The sequence below is a fragment of the Streptomyces sp. CA-249302 genome (genome assembly GCF_050936785.1).
GTDB lineage: Bacteria > Actinomycetota > Actinomycetes > Streptomycetales > Streptomycetaceae > Streptomyces.
On sequence record NZ_JBNJMG010000001.1, the window covers coordinates 7,528,200 to 7,542,459 of the forward strand.

Genomic DNA, 14,260 nt, shown 5'->3' on the forward strand with positions numbered 1-14,260 from the left:
TACTCTTGAAGGGCTATGACTGACACCCCGCAGCGCCCCCGCCCCCTTCGCGTACTCGCCGCCATGTCCGGCGGGGTGGACTCCGCCGTCGCCGCCGCCCGCGCCGCGGAAGCCGGCCACGACGTCACCGGCGTCCACCTCGCACTCTCCGCGAACCCGCAGTCCTTCCGCACGGGCGCGCGGGGCTGTTGCACCATCGAGGACTCGCGCGACGCCCGCCGCGCCGCCGACGTCATCGGGATCCCGTTCTACGTCTGGGACCTCGCCGACCGCTTCAAGGAGGACGTGGTCGAGGACTTCGTCGCCGAGTACGAGGCCGGCCGCACCCCGAACCCCTGTCTGCGCTGCAACGAGAAGATCAAGTTCGCCGCGCTCCTCGACAAGGCCCTCGCGCTCGGCTTCGACGCCGTCTGCACCGGCCACTACGCCCAGGTGATCGTGGACGAGGACGGCAACCGCGAGCTGCACCGCGCCTCCGACATGGCCAAGGACCAGTCGTACGTCCTCGGCGTCCTCGACGAGCGGCAGCTCGCGCACGCCCTCTTCCCGCTGGGCGACACGGTCACCACCAAGGACGAGATCCGTGCCGAGGCCGAGCGCCGGGGCCTGGCGGTCGCCAAGAAGCCCGACTCGCACGACATCTGCTTCATCGCCGACGGCGACACCCAGGGCTTCCTCGCGAACCGGCTGGGCAAGGCCGAGGGCGACATCGTCGACGAGTCCGGAGCCAAGGTGGGCACGCACGAGGGCGCGTACGGCTTCACCATCGGCCAGCGCAAGGGCCTGCGCATCGGCACCCCCGCCGCCGACGGCAAGCCGCGCTATGTCCTGGACATCTCGCCGGTGGACAACACGGTGACGGTCGGCCCGGCGGACGCCCTCGACGTCACCGCCCTCACCGCGATCAGGCCCCGCTGGTGCGGCACCGCCCCCTCCGGCCTCGCCACCTACACCGCCCAGCTCCGCGCCCACGGCGGCGAGACCGAGGTCACCGCCGAACTGGTCGACGGCACCCTGGAGGTCACCTTCACGGAGCCGGTCCGCGGCGTCGCCCCCGGCCAGGCGATCGTGTTGTACGACGGCACGCGCGTGGTCGGCTCGGCGACGATCGCGACGACCACGCGCGCGAGGACGACGACTTCGGTGGCGTAAGGCCGGCGCCCACCGTCGGTTCGGCCGTTCCTCAAGTGCCGCTACGGAAGAAGTCCGCCAGCACCGGCGCGAGGGCGTTCGGATCGACCATGTGGGTCTGTCCTTCGAGCATTCGGTACGACCCCTGGGGCGCTGTTTCGGCCACCGCCCGGGCGGCCTCGCGCAGCCACTCCGGGCTCGCGCCGCCCGCGACGGACAGCACGGGCACGCCGATCGCGGCCAGCCGCTCCCGCGGCACCGCGCCGCCCGCCAGCACGGCGTCGTCGTAGGCGAGACTCGGTGCGATCGTCTCCATGCCGGGCCACATGGGGGAGTTGCGGGCGCCCTCGATCATCTCCTCGGCCATGCCGGTCAGCCGCAGGAAGAGCGCGACGGCGTCGCCCGGGCGGCCCTCGGCGAGCGCCCCGGTGAGGTTCCGGGTGTACTCGGCGCGCTCCTTGGCGGCGGTGTCGTCGAGGGTGAACGGCACCTCGTACACGGCGACGGAGCGCAGCGGCAGTCCGCTCGCCGCCGCCTCCAGGACGAGCGCGCCGCCGGACGAGATGCCGTACAGCGAGGCCTCGCCGCCCACCGCGTCGATGAGCGCGGCGAGGTCCTCGACCTCGCGGGCCACGTCGTAGGGGGCCGTGTCACCGCTCGCGCCGCGGCCCCGGCGGTCGTAGGAGACGACGCTGAAACGGCCGCCGAGGGGCCCGGCGAGGGGTGCCACGGTGGCGCCCGTCGACATGGCCCCGCTCACCAGGATGATCGCGGGGCCCTGACCGGTGCGCTGGTACGCGATGGGGGTGCCGTCCTGCGAAAGGGTCTTCTTGTCCATGCCTGAGGAGACTCCCCCATGGCGCGGATTTAATCGCTCACGACACTTCGGCTTACGACACTTCGGCTTACGGGACTTCGGTTTACGGGACTTCGGCCTACGAGACTTCGACTTCGTAGAAGCAGAGGTGGTCCTTGATCTCCGCGACGTCCGGTTTCGGGTCCGGATAGAACCACACCAGGTCCGGCGCGTCCGGCAGCGACCAGTAGGACGCGGTGCCCTTGAACGGGCAGTAGGTGTGGGTCTCGGAGGGGGTCAGCAGATCGAGTCGTACGTCCTCGGCGGGTATGTAGTAGCGCACCGGACTGCCCGTCTCCCTGAGCACGAGGGGCCGTTCGCTCTCCGCGAGGATCTGGTCGCCGTGCACCACGCGCACGTGCTGGTCGCCTTGCTCGATGGTGATCGTGTGTCCTTGGGCCATACCGGAAAAGCGTTCGCGGGGCCCCGGTTCTTCCCGCGTACGGTGGCCTCATGCGTATCTGCGTCTTCCTCTCCGCCGCCGACCTCGACGACCGTTACACGCGCCCCGCGCGCGAGTTCGCGAAACTGCTGGGCAAGGGCGGGCACACGCTCGTGTGGGGCGGTTCGGACGTCGGGCTGATGAAGGTCGTCGCCGACGGTGTGCAGGAGGCGGGCGGGCGGCTCGTCGGGGTCTCCGTGGAGTTCCTGGCCGCCAAGGTCCGCCCGGGCGTCGACGAGATGGTGATCGCCGCCGATCTCGCCGAGCGCAAGAAGCTGCTTCTGGAGAAGGCCGACGCCGTGGTGGTCATGGTCGGCGGTACGGGAACGCTCGACGAGGCCACCGAGATCCTGGAGCTGAAGAAGCACGGGCACACGGACAAGCCGGTGGTGCTGCTCAACACCGCGGGCTTCTACGACGGCCTCAAGGAGCAGTTCCGGCGCATGGAGGACGAGGGCTTCCTGCCCGTCCCGCTGACCGACCTGGTGTTCTTCGCGGAGGAGCCGGTGGGGGCGCTGGCGTACCTGGAAGAGAGCCGAGGGGTGGAGTAGCCGACCTGGCGAGCCGGGCAGGTGCTCGCGGGTGCGAGCATGGCGGCATGGCTACACATGTGATCACCGGAGCCGGCTCCGGCATCGGCGCGGCCGTCGCCCGCCGCCTCCACGCGCGCGGGGACGAACTCGTCCTGCACGCGCGCGACGCGGGCCGCGCCAAGGAGCTGGCGGCGGAGTTCCCCGGCGCGCGGACGCTCGTCGGCGACCTGGCCGACCCCGACAAGCTGTCCTGGGCCTTCTCGCACCAGACGCTGCCGGACCGGGTGGACTCCCTGCTGCACATCGCCGGTGTGGTCGACCTGGGCCCGGTCGGCGAGCTCACCCCGAAGACCTGGCGCCACCAGCTGAACGTCAACCTGATCGCGCCCGCCGAGCTGACCCGCCACTTCCTGCCCCAACTGCGCGCCGCGCGCGGGCACGTGGTCTTCGTCAACTCCGGCGCCGGTCTGAACGCCCACGCCGACTGGTCCGCGTACGCCGCCTCCAAGCACGGCCTCAAGGCCCTCGCCGACTCCCTGCGCCACGAGGAGCACGCGGGCGGCGTCCGCGTCACCTCGGTCTACCCGGGCCGCACGGCGAGCCCGATGCAGGCCAAGGTCCACCAGCAGGAGGGCAAGGAGTACGACGCCGCCAAGTGGATCGACCCGGAGTCGGTCGCCACGACGATCGTCATGGCCGTCGACCTGCCCAGGGACGCCGAGGTCAACGACCTGACGGTGAGGCCGGGCAAGTGACCCAGTTCCGTTTCGGCGGCGCCACGGGCGTCGGTTCCATGCCCGGCGGGGACGCCCGCGAGGCCGCGAAGACCGTCACCGGGACCTTCGAGGACTTTCCGTACCTGCCCGAACTGCCCGCCCGCGGGCCCGGCGCCGACATGGTCGGGCGCACCGCCGGGATGCTCGTCGAACTGTACGCGCGCGTGGAGCCCAGCGGCTGGCGGCTCGGCGACCGCCCGGGACGCGACACCAAGCGCGCCCGGTCCTGGCTCGGTGAGGACCTGGACGCGCTGGAGGAGTTCACCCAGGGGTACGAGGGGCAGCTCAAGGTGCAGGCGGTGGGCCCCTGGACGCTGGCCGCCGCCCTGGAGCTCCGGAACGGCGAGGTCGCCCTCTCCGACCCCGGCGCCTGCCGCGACCTCGCCGGCTCCCTCGCCGAGGGACTGCGGCTGCACCTGGCGGAGATGCAGCGCCGCGTGCCCGGCGCCCAGCTGGTGCTCCAGCTCGACGAGCCCTCCCTCACCGCGGTCCTGCGCGGCCAGGTGAAGAGCGCCAGCGGCTACCGCACCCACCGCGCGGTCGACCGCCAGCTCGTCGAGGCCGCCCTCCGTGACGTCGTGGGGGTTCACGGCGACGGCCCCGTCGTGGTCCACTCCTGCGCACCGGACGTCCCGTTCGCCCTGCTTCGCCGGGCGGGCGTGGCGGCGGTCTCCTTCGACTTCGCACTCCTCACCGAGCGTGACGACGACACGATCGGCGAGGCGGTGGAAGGGGGTACCCGGCTCTTCGCAGGTGTCGTGCCGGGCACGGACGGCCGATTGTCAGACCCTGCCGGTAGCGTCATGGGTGTCAGGACGCTGTGGCGCAGGCTGGGGCTGCAACCGGGACTTCTCGCGGAAGCGGTGACCCTCACGCCGTCGTGCGGACTCGCGGGGGCTTCCCCCGACTACGCGCGCCGGGCCCTCGCCCACTGCGTCCGGGCGGCGAGATCACTCGCGGACAACCCAGAGTAACGGGAGGACATGACGGTGGCCGGCGAAAAGCAAGCGGAGACGACGGTGCCCGCCGAGGCACGGGAGCAGCACGCGCAGCTCGCTGAGCAGATCGAGGAGCACCGCTTCCGGTACTACGTGAACGACGCTCCGGTCATCAGCGACGCGGACTTCGACAAACTCCTGCGTTCTTTGGAGGCATTGGAGGAGAAGCACCCGGAGCTGCGGACGCCGGACTCGCCGACGCAGAAGGTCGCGGGGGCGTACGAGACCGAGTTCACCTCGGTCCAGCACCTCTCGCGGATGCTCTCCCTGGACAACGCGTTCAGCGACGAGGAGCTGGCCGCCTGGGCCGAGCGGGTCGCCAAGGACGTCGGCGGCACCGTCTACCACCTCCTGTGCGAGCTCAAGGTCGACGGCCTCGCCGTCAACCTCACCTACGAGCACGGCCGCCTCACCCGTGCGGCGACCCGCGGCGACGGCCGCACCGGCGAGGACATCACTCCAAATGTCCGCACAATCAAGGAGATTCCGGACAGGCTTGAGGGCGACAAGGTTCCCGACCTCGTGGAGATCCGCGGCGAGGTCTACTTCCCGATGGAGAAGTTCGAGGAGCTCAACGCCCGCCTGGTGGAGGCCGGCGACAAGCCCTTCGCCAACCCGCGCAACGCGGCGGCGGGTTCACTGCGCCAGAAGGACCCGCGCATCACCGCCACCCGCCCGCTCCACATGGTCGTCCACGGCATCGGCGTCCTGGAGGGCTTCGAGGGCCTGACCCGCCTGTCCCAGGGCTACGACCTGCTCAAGACCTGGGGCCTGCCCACCTCCGGGCACAACAGGGTGGTCGACGGACTCGACGGCGTACGGGAGTTCATCGCGTACTACGGCGAGAACCGGCACTCGGTGGCGCACGAGATCGACGGCGTGGTCGTCAAGCTCGACGAGATCCCGCTCCAGGGCCGCCTCGGCTCCACCTCCCGCGCCCCGCGCTGGGCGATCGCGTACAAGTACGCGCCGGAAGAGGTCAACACCAAGCTCATCAACATCCGCGTCGGCGTGGGGCGTACGGGCCGGGTCACGCCGTACGCCCAGGTCGAGCCGGTGACGGTGGCCGGCTCGGAGGTCGAGTTCGCCACCCTGCACAACCAGGACGTCGTCAAGGCGAAGGGCGTCCTGATCGGCGACACCGTCGTGCTGCGCAAGGCCGGTGACGTCATCCCGGAGATCCTCGGGCCGGTCGTCGACCTGCGCGACGGCAGCGAGAAGCCCTTCGTCATGCCGGAGAAGTGTCCGGAATGCCAGACTCCGCTGAAGCCGATGAAGGAGGCCGACGTCGATCTGCGCTGCCCCAACGCGCAGAGCTGCCCGGCCCAGTTGCGCGAGCGCCTCTTCTACCTCGCGGGCCGCAAGTCGCTGGACATCGAGCACTTCGGTTACGTCGCCGCGGCCGCCCTGACCAAGCCGCTGGAGCCGGCCGACCCGCCGCTGACCGACGAGGGCGACCTGTTCGACCTCACCGTCGAGCAGCTGCTGCCCATCAAGGCGTACGTCCTCGACCAGGACAGCGGCCTGCCCAAGCGCGACCCGAAGACCGGCGAGGAGAAGATCGCCACGGTCTTCGCCAACCAGCAGGGCGAGGCGAAGAAGAACGCGGTAGCCATGCTGGAGAACATCGCCGCGGCCAAGGAACGCCCGCTCGCCCGCGTCCTCACCGGTCTGTCGATCCGTCATGTCGGCCCGGTCGCCGCGGAGGCGCTGGCCCGCGAGTTCCGCTCGATCGAGCGCATCGAGCAGGCCACGGAGGAGGAGCTGGCGAACACCGACGGGGTCGGCGGGATCATCGCCGCCTCCCTCAAGGAGTGGTTCGCCGAGGAGTGGCACCAGGAGATCCTCCGCAAGTGGCGCGCGGCCGGCGTGCGTATGGAGGAGGAGGGCTCCGGCGAGGACGAGGGCCCGCGTCCGCTGGAAGGGATGACCGTCGTCGTCACCGGCACTCTGGAGCACTTCACGCGGGACGGGGCCAAGGAGGCGCTGCAAACCCGGGGAGCGAAAGTGACCGGTTCGGTTTCGAAGAAGACTTCTTTCGTGGTCGTGGGTGACAATCCTGGTTCCAAGTACGACAAGGCGATGCAGCTCAAGGTGCCTGTTCTGAACGAGGAAGGGTTCAACGTCCTGTTGGAACAGGGACCGGAAGCGGCGGCCGAAGTGGCACTCCCCACAGAGGAGTAGCGGTTGAAGGCCACCCGATCGGCGCATACCAGATGCATACGGGTGGCCGGGTCGCATTCGGGCAACCGTGGACGACCGCTGCCCGTGGAAGCCTTCTGCGGCCTACTGTTGAGGTGTGCGCCTGCCGTGCCCAGCTGCGGTTGGGGCATCCTCGTGCTCCTGATGAGCAAGGGGAAGGGTTTTCCAACGCGGCCGCCGTTGATGGATGTCGGGCATCGGGCCGCGTGGCGTGGGCACCGCCGGCTGTGAGAGGGACGGGAATGGAACCGACCGAGAGCGCCGCCCCGGACTCACGGCTGCGCCGGCTCCGGGCCACCGGCGCCTGGCGGGCGAGCCGGTGGGCCGTGCGGCCCCCGGAGCGTCCGGCCGCGGAGGGGCGCGGCACCGGACAGTACACCGTGACGGAGACCCGCGGTGTGCCACCGCTCACCGGTCACACGCACGGACTGCCGGACACGGAACACGAACAGCACCCGTCCTGGCCGGCGCTGCCCGCGGCCGTCGTCGGGGCGGCCTCCTTCGTCCTCGGCGCCGGCTTCTACCGAGCGTTCACCGGCACCCACGCGCTCTTCCCGTCCGGCACCGTCGGCTGGTCCCTCGCCGTCCTCACCGGCATCATCGTCGGCCACCTGGTCATGCTCGGCCGCTCCCGCTGGTGGGGCGGCACGGGCTCCGGCGCCGCCCTCACCCTCGCCGTCCTGATGCTCTACGGCTGGGTCCCCGCCGGCATGGTCAGCCTCACCGTCGTCGTGCTGGTCGGCATAGCCCGGCGCAACCGCTGGCGGCAGGGCGTGCTGCACGGCGCGGTGGACATCCTCGGCATCGGCGCCGGCGCCCTCGTGCTCGGCGTCTTCGGCCGGGTGCCGTCCGTGGAGAAGCCCTGGAACCCGGACACCTGGACCATCTACACCGCCCCCGAAGTGGTGCTGGTCGCCACCGCCTACCTCCTCGTCACCCGCACCCTCCTCTGGTACGTGCACGCCCCGCGCCACCGCGGACTGCCCACCGTCGCCCGCACCGCCCTGGTCAGACACGGCCTGGTCGCGGTCGCGCTGCTCGGCATCGCCCCGTTGGTCTGCGTGGTCGCCGTCGCCCAGCCGGTGCTGCTGCCGCTGTTCTCGATCCCGCTGATCGCCCTCGACTCCACGCTGTGGATCGCCCGCGCCCGGGCCGAGGAGCAGCTGCGCGACCCGCTGACCGGGCTGCCCAACCGGCAGTGGCTGCTGGAGCGCATCTGGACCGCGCTGGACGACGCCGAGCGGATCGGTGCCCGCTCCGCCCTGATGCTCATCGACCTGGACCGCTTCCGGTCCGTCAACGACACGCTCGGGCATCTCGCCGGCGACCGGCTGCTGCTGCAGATAGCGGACCGGCTGCGGGTCGCGCTGCCGCGCGGGGCGGAGGCCGCGCGGCTCGGCGGCGACGAGTTCGCCGTTTTACTGCCCGTCGCCGACTCCACGACGTCCGCGACGCGGGTGGCCCGCGGTCTCGTGGCCGAACTCAGCTCCCCCCTCGACCTCGACGGGCTGACGCTCGTCCTGGAGGCGAGTGCGGGCGTCGCCGTCTTCCCCGACCACGCGCTGGATGCGGAGGGGCTGCTGCGGCGGGCGGACGTCGCCATGTACCAGGCGAAGCGGGACCGTACGGGCGTCGAGGTGTACGAGTCCAAGCGGGACTCGAACACGCCGGACCGGCTGGGGCTGCTCGGTGATCTACGGCGGGCGCTGGACGCGCACGAGGTGCAGTTGCACTACCAGCCGAAGGTCCGCTTCGACGGACAGGTCGCCGGACTCGAGGCGCTGGTGCGGTGGGTGCATCCCGAGCGGGGGAAGGTGCCGCCGGACGAGTTCATAGCGATCGCCGAGTCGTCCGGGCTGATGCCTCATCTGACCGAGTACGTGCTGGAGACGGCGCTCGGGCAGGTGGCCAAGTGGCGGGCGCAGGGGCTGCATGTGCCGGTCGCGGTCAATGTCTCGCCGCGGGATGTGCACACGCCGGGCTTCGCGGGGTCGGTGGCGGCGCGGCTCGCTCGGCACGGGGTTCCTGCGGGGGCGCTCCAGTTGGAGATAACCGAGCATGTGCTGCTGGAGGATCCGCAGCGGGCCGCCGACACCTTGGCCGGGTTGACCGGGCACGGCGTGAAGATGTCGCTGGACGACTTCGGTACGGGGTATTCGTCGCTGGTGCATCTGCGGCGGTTGCCGGTGAGTGAGCTGAAGATCGACCGGTCGTTCGTGGCTCGGCTGGCTGTTGACACGGAGGACGCGGAGATCGTGCGGTGCACGGTGGATCTGGCGCATTCGTTGGGGTTGCTCGTCGTCGCGGAGGGTGTGGAGGACGACGAGACGTGGGAGCGGTTGCGGGATCTGGGGTGTGACGCTGTGCAGGGGTGGCTGGTCGCGGCCGCGATGCCGGCGGAGGAGACCACGGCGTGGTTGCGGGCGCGGGGGTCTCGGGGTTGGCAGCGGCCACGGGCTGCGTTGCCGGCCGCCGAGTAGTTTTTCCCACCCGCGCCCGCCCGTTACAGCCAACTGAGGGGTGGGCGTCGCTCGTATCGATACAGCCCCGCGCCCCTTTACGGCGTTGTTGTGAAGTGGGCGATCAGTAGGGCCAGTCTCTGCTCGTGCGCCTCCTCCGGCAGTCGACCACTCCGCATCAGCGTCACCAGACCATGTAGGCCCGCCCAGTACGTCTCCGTCAGCAGTCCTACGTCCTCGCCCTTCGCCGCGATCGGCTCCACCGCCTGGGCCAGTTCTCCGAACGCCGCCTGGAGGGGCTCCGGCGCCTCAGGTGTGGCGAACGGCAAGTCAACCGCGTGGGTGAACATCGCGTCGTACAGGGCCGGGCGGCGGTGGCCGAAGGACGTGTAGGCCCCGCCCACTGCCGCCAGGGACTCGCGTGAGCCCTTCGCTGCCGTCCGCGCCACCCGCAGCTCTTCCGCCAGGTCCGCGCAGCCCTGGACCGCCACCGCCGTCATGATCGCGTCCTTGCCCTTGAAGTGGCTGTAGAGGACCGGCTGGCTGTACTCGATCTCCGCTGCCAGGCGTCGGGTCGTCACCGCGTCCCAACCCTCCGCCTCCGCCAGTTCCCGCGCAGCCGTGACGATCAGCCGTTCGCGGTCCGCTCGTTCGCGCTCGCGGCGCGTCTGGATCGACATACGAGGGATTCTAGCAGTGCTAGCCAATCTGTCGGCGCTCTGCTAGCTTCGCTCTTGTCCCTAGCGTTGCTAGCGAGGAGAAACGAACATGACTGCGACCGCGTACACCCTGGCCGTCCTGCTCGACCTGTTCTGCCTGTTCCTCGGCTACCGGTTCCTGTTCCAGCCGCGCCCCGCCGCCACCGGCTACGGCGTCCCGGCCGACCCCGCGGGGGACGCCGGCGCCTACCTCACGATCAAGGGCACACGGGACGGCACCCTCGGCCTCGTGGGCCTCGCGCTGCTGGCCTTCGCCGGCGCGGACGCCGCGGCCTGGATGATGCTCTGCGTGGCGCTCGTGCCCCTGGGCGACACCCTGATAGTCCTGCGCAACGGCGGTACGAAGGCAGTGGCCTTCGGGATCCACTTCGCCACGGCGGTGGTGGTACTCATCAGCGCCGGGCTGCTCTTCCTGGCCTGACCCTCCGGCCGTAGAGGAAACCGTTTAACGGCCGGAGGCCCCTGCCCCCTAGGATTGGGCCCAAACCACACACACTCACCCCAGAGGAACGCTGCATGCCTGGCATCACGCGCGAGGAGGTCGCCCACCTCGCCCGGCTGGCGCGTCTGGAGCTGAAGCCCGAAGAGCTCGAACACTTCGCGGGACAGCTGGACGACATCATCGGCGCGGTGGCCCGCGTCAGCGAGGTCGCCGACCAAGACGTACCGCCGACCTCGCACCCGCTCCCGCTGACCAACGTCATGCGGGCGGACGAGGTCCGTCCGTCGCTCACCCCCGAGCAGGCGCTCTCCGGCGCCCCGGCCCAGGAGCAGCAGCGTTTCAAGGTGCCGCAGATCCTGGGGGAGGACTAAGAAGCCATGACGGACCACGTCAACATCATCAAGCTCACCGCCGCCGAGACCGCCGCGAAGATCGCTTCCGGTGAACTCACGGCCGTGCAGGTCGCCGAGGCCCACCTCGCCCGCATCGAGGCCGTCGACGAGAAGGTGCACGCCTTCCTCCACGTCGACCGCGAGGGTGCGCTCGCCCAGGCCCGTGCCGTCGACGAGAAGCGGGAGCGAGGGGAGAAGCTCGGGCCCCTCGCCGGTGTCCCGCTCGCGCTCAAGGACATCTTCACCACCGAGGGGATCCCGACCACCGTCGGCTCGAAGATCCTCGAAGGGTGGATCCCGCCCTACGACGCCACCCTCACCAAGCGCCTCAAGGCCGCCGACGTCGTCATTCTCGGCAAGACCAACATGGACGAGTTCGCCATGGGGTCCTCCACCGAGAACAGCGCCTACGGCCCGACCGGCAACCCCTGGGACCTGACCAAGATCCCCGGCGGTTCCGGTGGTGGGTCGAGTGCCGCGCTCGCCTCCTTCCAGGCTCCCCTCGCCATCGGCACCGACACCGGCGGTTCCATCCGCCAGCCGGCCGCCGTCACCGGCACGGTGGGCGTCAAGCCAACGTACGGGGCCGTGTCCCGCTTCGGCATGGTCGCCTTCTCCTCCTCCCTCGACCAAGGCGGGCCCTGCGCCCGTACCGTCCTGGACGCGGCGCTGCTCCACGAGGTCATCGCCGGGCACGACCCGCTCGACTCCACGTCGATCGACGCGCCCGTCCCGGCGGTCGTCGAGGCCGCCCGCAACGGCAGCGTCGAGGGCATGCGCGTCGGCGTCGTCAAGCAGTTCCGCGGCGAGGGCTACCAGGCCGGCGTCATCCAGCGGTTCGACGAGTCCGTCGCCCTGCTGAAGGACCTCGGCGCCGAGATCGTCGAGCTGGACTGCCCGTCCTTCGACCTGGCCCTGTCGGCGTACTACCTGATCGCGCCGAGCGAGTGTTCGTCGAACCTCGCCCGTTTCGACGGGCTCCGCTACGGCCTCCGGGCCGGCGACGACGGCACCAACTCCGCCGAGGCGGTCACCTCGATCACCCGTGAGGCGGGCTTCGGACCCGAGGTCAAGCGCCGCATCATGCTCGGCACCTACGCGCTGTCGAGCGGCTACTACGACGCCTACTACGGCTCCGCCCAGAAGGTCCGCACGCTCATCACGCGCGACTTCGAGAAGGCCTTCGAGCAGGTGGACGTCATCGTGTCGCCCACGACGCCGACCACCGCCTTCGCGATCGGCGAGCGTGCCGACGACCCGATGGCGATGTACCTGGCCGACCTGTGCACCATCCCGACCAACCTGGCGGGCAACGCGGCCATGTCGCTGCCCTGCGGTCTCGCCCCGGAGGACAACCTCCCGGTCGGGCTGCAGATCATCGCGCCGGCGCTGAAGGACGACCGTCTTTACAAGGTCGGCGCCGCCGTCGAGGCCGCCTTCGTGGAAAAGTGGGGGCACCCGCTCCTCGAGGAGGCTCCGTCGCTGTGAGCAAGCTGACCAAGGCGAAGGACTTCAAGAAGTCCAAGTCCGGTACGTACCTGTCGATGGCCACCACCGTGTTCGGCGCGGTCGGTGTCGCCAAGCAGATCAAGAAGGCCCGCGCCGAGCAGGACACGCTCCGGCTGGTCGACGCCACCGTCTCCGCGGTCGCGATCGTCACCGGCCTCGCCATCCTGTACCGCGAGCTGAAGCGACTGGGCGACGACGACGTCCTGCTGGGCTGAGAGGGAAGTTTCACCGTGACCACCACGACCGACCTGGAGTCGTACGAGGACGCTCTCGCGTCGTACGACCCCGTCATGGGCCTCGAGGTCCATGTCGAACTCGGCACCAAGACCAAGATGTTCTGCGGCTGTTCGACCGAGCTCGGTCAGGACGCCAACACGCAGACCTGCCCCACCTGCCTCGGCCTGCCCGGCGCGCTCCCGGTCGTCAACGCGACCGGCGTCGAGTCGGCGATCAAGATCGGTCTCGCGCTGAACTGCGAGATCGCCGAGTGGTGCCGCTTCGCCCGGAAGAACTACTTCTATCCGGACATGCCGAAGAACTTCCAGACCTCCCAGTACGACGAGCCGATCGCCTTCAACGGCTACCTCGACGTACAGCTGGAGGACGGCGAGACCTTCCGCGTGGAGATCGAGCGCGCCCACATGGAGGAGGACACCGGCAAGTCGACCCACGTGGGCGGCGCGACGGGCCGTATCCACGGCGCCTCGCACTCGCTGCTCGACTACAACCGTGCCGGCATCCCGCTCATCGAGATCGTCACCAAGCCGATCGAGGGTGCCGGCGAGCGCGCTCCCGAGGTCGCGAAGGCGTACGTCGCCGAACTGCGCGAGCTCATCAAGGCGCTCGGTGTGTCGGAAGCCCGCATGGAGATGGGCCAGATGCGCTGCGACGTGAACCTGTCGCTGCGCCCGCACGGCCGCGAGAAGTTCGGCACGCGGAGCGAGACCAAGAACGTCAACTCGCTGCGCTCCGTGGAGCGGGCCGCCCGTTTCGAGATCCAGCGGCACGCCGCCGTGCTGAACAGCGGCGGGACGATCATCCAGGAGACCCGGCACTTCCACGAGGACACCGGGTCGACGACCTCGGGCCGCGTGAAGGAGGAGGCCGAGGACTACCGGTACTTCCCGGAGCCGGACCTGGTGCCGGTCGCCCCGTCCCGTGAGTGGGTCGAGGAGATCCGCGCCGGTCTGCCCGAGCTGCCGCTGGCCCGCCGCAACCGCCTCGTCGCCGAGTGGGGCATCACGGCCCTCGACATGCAGGCGATCCTCAACGCCGGTGCGCTGGACCCGATCGTCGCCACCATCGACGCCGGTGCCGACGCGGCCTCCGCCCGCAAGTGGTGGATGGGCGAACTGGCGCGCAGCGCCAACGAGTCCGGCACGTCGCTGGACGAGCTCGCCATCACGCCGGTGCAGGTCGCCCGCGTCTCCGAGCTCGTCTCGAAGGGCGACCTCAACGACAAGCTGGCCCGCCAGGTCATCGAGGGCGTCCTCGCGGGCGAGGGCTCCCCGGACGAGGTCGTCGAGAAGCGCGGCCTCAAGGTCGTGTCCGACGACTCGGCGCTCGGCACGGCCGTCGACGAGGCCATCGCCGGCAACCCGGGCATCGCCGACAAGATCCGCTCCGGCAAGGTCGCCGCGGCCGGTGCCCTGGTCGGCGCGGTCATGAAGGCCACCCGCGGCCAGGCCGACGCGGCCCGCGTCAAGGAGCTGATCCTGGAGAAGCTCGGCGTCAGCGAGGGCTGAGCAGCGACAGACGGTACGGCCCCGGAGGGATGCCCTCCGGGGCCGTAACCCTGTCC

At 70.4% G+C, this 14,260-nt stretch carries 14 protein-coding genes; 11 read left to right on the plus strand and 3 right to left on the minus strand.

What is annotated here, in order from left to right; genetic code table 11:
* The first annotated feature begins 15 nt into the window (after positions 1-15).
* The gene (mnmA, locus tag ACQEWB_RS34250) at positions 16-1,152 is read left to right on the plus strand and encodes a tRNA 2-thiouridine(34) synthase MnmA (protein WP_432837940.1); all 1,137 of its coding nucleotides are present in this window, start codon (positions 16-18) and stop codon (positions 1,150-1,152) included.
* Positions 1,153-1,183: 31 nt separating this feature from the next.
* Here the strand turns inward: mnmA and ACQEWB_RS34255 are convergent, their stop codons facing one another.
* Positions 1,184-1,969 carry an alpha/beta fold hydrolase gene (locus ACQEWB_RS34255; protein WP_432837942.1) on the minus strand — a complete coding sequence of 262 codons (786 nt, stop codon included), beginning with the start codon at positions 1,967-1,969 and terminating at the stop codon, positions 1,184-1,186.
* Between the two features lie 97 nt (positions 1,970-2,066).
* Positions 2,067-2,390, minus strand: coding sequence for a DUF427 domain-containing protein (locus ACQEWB_RS34260; protein WP_432837944.1), 324 nt, complete (start codon positions 2,388-2,390; stop codon positions 2,067-2,069).
* Between the two features lie 50 nt (positions 2,391-2,440).
* On the opposite strand from ACQEWB_RS34260, the gene ACQEWB_RS34265 reads away from it, so the two are divergent.
* From ACQEWB_RS34265 to ACQEWB_RS34285, 5 genes are all read left to right on the plus strand, one after another.
* A complete protein-coding gene (locus ACQEWB_RS34265) occupies positions 2,441-2,980 on the plus strand; it encodes a TIGR00730 family Rossman fold protein (protein ID WP_432837946.1) in 540 nt (179 codons plus the stop codon).
* 47 nt (positions 2,981-3,027) lie between these two features.
* Positions 3,028-3,717, plus strand: coding sequence for an SDR family oxidoreductase (locus ACQEWB_RS34270; RefSeq protein ID WP_432837948.1), 690 nt, complete (start codon positions 3,028-3,030; stop codon positions 3,715-3,717).
* A gap of 38 nt (positions 3,718-3,755) precedes the next feature.
* Positions 3,756-4,712, plus strand: coding sequence for a methionine synthase (locus ACQEWB_RS34275; RefSeq protein WP_432844173.1), 957 nt, complete (start codon positions 3,756-3,758; stop codon positions 4,710-4,712).
* A 15-nt stretch (positions 4,713-4,727) separates the two neighbouring features.
* Positions 4,728-6,920 (plus strand): NAD-dependent DNA ligase LigA, encoded by a 2,193-nt coding sequence (gene ligA, locus ACQEWB_RS34280; protein WP_432837950.1) that lies wholly within the window; start codon positions 4,728-4,730, stop codon positions 6,918-6,920.
* Between the two features lie 260 nt (positions 6,921-7,180).
* Positions 7,181-9,418 (plus strand): putative bifunctional diguanylate cyclase/phosphodiesterase, encoded by a 2,238-nt coding sequence (locus ACQEWB_RS34285; protein ID WP_432837952.1) that lies wholly within the window; start codon positions 7,181-7,183, stop codon positions 9,416-9,418.
* A 77-nt stretch (positions 9,419-9,495) separates the two neighbouring features.
* On the opposite strand, the gene ACQEWB_RS34290 is transcribed toward ACQEWB_RS34285, so the two are convergent.
* On the minus strand, positions 9,496-10,077 hold the full coding sequence (locus ACQEWB_RS34290; protein WP_432837954.1) for a TetR/AcrR family transcriptional regulator: 582 nt from the start codon (positions 10,075-10,077) through the stop codon (positions 9,496-9,498).
* An 88-nt stretch (positions 10,078-10,165) separates the two neighbouring features.
* Here ACQEWB_RS34290 and ACQEWB_RS34295 point away from each other — a divergent pair, with 88 nt between their 5' ends.
* From ACQEWB_RS34295 to gatB, 5 genes are all read left to right on the plus strand, one after another.
* Positions 10,166-10,537 carry a DUF4267 domain-containing protein gene (locus tag ACQEWB_RS34295; RefSeq protein WP_432837956.1) on the plus strand — a complete coding sequence of 124 codons (372 nt, stop codon included), beginning with the start codon at positions 10,166-10,168 and terminating at the stop codon, positions 10,535-10,537.
* Between the two features lie 95 nt (positions 10,538-10,632).
* Positions 10,633-10,929 carry an Asp-tRNA(Asn)/Glu-tRNA(Gln) amidotransferase subunit GatC gene (gatC, locus tag ACQEWB_RS34300; RefSeq protein ID WP_007384860.1) on the plus strand — a complete coding sequence of 99 codons (297 nt, stop codon included), beginning with the start codon at positions 10,633-10,635 and terminating at the stop codon, positions 10,927-10,929.
* Positions 10,930-10,935: 6 nt separating this feature from the next.
* Positions 10,936-12,438 carry an Asp-tRNA(Asn)/Glu-tRNA(Gln) amidotransferase subunit GatA gene (gene gatA / locus ACQEWB_RS34305; RefSeq protein WP_432837959.1) on the plus strand — a complete coding sequence of 501 codons (1,503 nt, stop codon included), beginning with the start codon at positions 10,936-10,938 and terminating at the stop codon, positions 12,436-12,438.
* Positions 12,435-12,674 (plus strand): hypothetical protein, encoded by a 240-nt coding sequence (locus ACQEWB_RS34310; protein ID WP_432837961.1) that lies wholly within the window; start codon positions 12,435-12,437, stop codon positions 12,672-12,674. The genes gatA and ACQEWB_RS34310 overlap by 4 nt, the downstream gene beginning before the upstream one ends.
* A gap of 15 nt (positions 12,675-12,689) precedes the next feature.
* Positions 12,690-14,204, plus strand: a complete 1,515-nt coding sequence (gene gatB / locus ACQEWB_RS34315) for an Asp-tRNA(Asn)/Glu-tRNA(Gln) amidotransferase subunit GatB (protein WP_432837963.1) — start codon at positions 12,690-12,692, stop codon at positions 14,202-14,204.
* Positions 14,205-14,260 lie beyond the last annotated feature (56 nt).